At 50.8% G+C, this 1,404-nt stretch carries 1 pseudogene; it reads left to right on the forward strand.

The annotated features are described in order from the left end of the window. Nucleotides 1–31 precede the first annotated feature (31 nt). Nucleotides 32–1,404, forward strand: a pseudogene (locus HWQ67_RS18500) (hypothetical protein); the annotation flags it as partial.

Genomic DNA, 1,404 nt, shown 5'->3' on the forward strand with positions numbered 1-1,404 from the left:
GGGTAGAAGAACAAACGAGAAAGGAGTAAGCATGGCTTACAATGACGATGTACCTAGTGGGCAGGGATTGGATGGGCTTTCCGGATTTCACATTAAAAATTCAGGATTTCCCCATAGCACGCAATTTTTGAATTTCTCGAACCCGACTGTTTTCAGGATTCAACCTGCGCTCAATGCGCAGGGGGAAGAGTTGCCGTGGCGTGTTGGTACGGGGCAAGGTGAGTTTTCAGACTGGATCAAGGGCGCCCGGATTGCGCTGAAGATGGGTGTGAACTCTAGGTTCACTTGTTTTGCGAACGTAGCTGGCAAACCTCCACGAGATCTTGGTCCGATTGACCTTTTTGCGGTCTCAGTTAAAAAAGCAGTCGAGCGGAATCCGAAAGCTTTTCCAGATGATTGGCTGGATTGGATCAAGTACAACCAGAAGAGCGGTCAAAAGATTGCTGTGCCAGAGTATTTTGCTCTTGTACAGGGTTTGTTGTTTGAGCACAACGGCAAACGGTTTGTTGATAAACAGGGTCGTCCGGAACCTAAGCATCCGACGATCCTTTGCCTTAAAACCAGTGCGCGATTCAGGTTGCAAGATCTGTGCAACATTGAGGTACCTGGTTATAGTGGTCATCCAGAGGATTATGACAAACGGTATCCGATTGGAGATTGTTTCTCCTTGAATGGCGGCAAACTGATCAAGTTTGTGCCGGTTCCCGATGATCGCATGACTCGTGCTCATTACGACATTGAGTTAATGCCGCACGTAGTTCCGTTGCCTGTGTCTGTTGCAAGAGAATGGACTCCATGGGATCAACTTTTGCAGTTTTTGACCGAAGAGGAGCAGGTGGGGCTGCTTGTCAATGCTTTCCCGCCTGATGTTGTTGATTTTGCGTTGGGCAGGGGTCAATACTCCCGGTATTTGCCGGCTGAGGTGCGGGGAGCTTTTGATCGAGGACGTATACAACAGGTTCAGGTGTCTCAACCTGTTTATCCGCAGCAGCAGTTTCAACCTCCGGTGTATAGTCCACAACCGCAGCAATATCAGCAGTTGACTCCAAATTACATGCCACAGGTTCAGAGGGCTCAACCGGCTCCAGTTCCAAGCGTTCAACCGCAGCAATATCAGCAGTTGACTCCAAATTACATGCCGCAGGTTCAGGGGGCTCAACCGGCTCCAGTTCCAAGTGCTGGTATCAGCTTTGGCGGATACGAGGATCAAACTCAGGCGCGTGCGCCTGAATCTGTAAAGGTGTCTAACGATCAGAGTGTGGGAGTCAACTTTGGGGGTCCTGCTACGACTCCAGCTCCGTTGCCTCCTCAGCCACCTCGTCGTGCAGATGTTCCGCTACCGCCTCAGGTGGTGCCAGCTCCGGTTCCGACGCAGATGCCTGTGGTGTTTACTCAGCCTTCTCA

This window comes from Candidatus Magnetobacterium casense (assembly GCF_019173545.1).
GTDB classification, from domain to species: Bacteria; Nitrospirota; Thermodesulfovibrionia; order Thermodesulfovibrionales; family Magnetobacteriaceae; genus Magnetobacterium; species Magnetobacterium cryptolimnobacter.